1 pseudogene is annotated in these 252 nt (G+C 38.1%); it reads right to left on the reverse strand.

Annotation, left to right across the window (positions count from 1 at the left end):
• A pseudogene (locus AAEY68_RS21405) lies at nt 1–252 on the reverse strand (phosphoserine phosphatase SerB); the annotation flags it as partial.

Raw genomic sequence — 252 nt, forward strand, 5'->3', positions numbered from 1 at the left:
GTATTTGGCAAAGCATTTTAATACCCGGCATTAAAGGTAAATTATTTTTTAACTCATCTATTAAGCTTTTTTCAATTCCGGTAAGTTTAGCGACGCGCTGATTTAGGCTTTCACTAAAATCAAGCTTACCAGCCATTGCCAGTGCTGTTACCGAAGCAACCTCATCGTATACGTTAGCTAAGCGTGCAATTTCATCTATGCACTCAATAGTAATAGCGGTTGAATCCATATCCATTACCAATAAACCTGGCT

The sequence above is a fragment of the Pseudoalteromonas sp. RB2-MNA-CIBAN-0110 genome, from assembly GCF_040309305.1.
In the GTDB taxonomy this organism is placed as follows: Bacteria; Pseudomonadota; Gammaproteobacteria; order Enterobacterales; family Alteromonadaceae; genus Pseudoalteromonas; species Pseudoalteromonas arctica.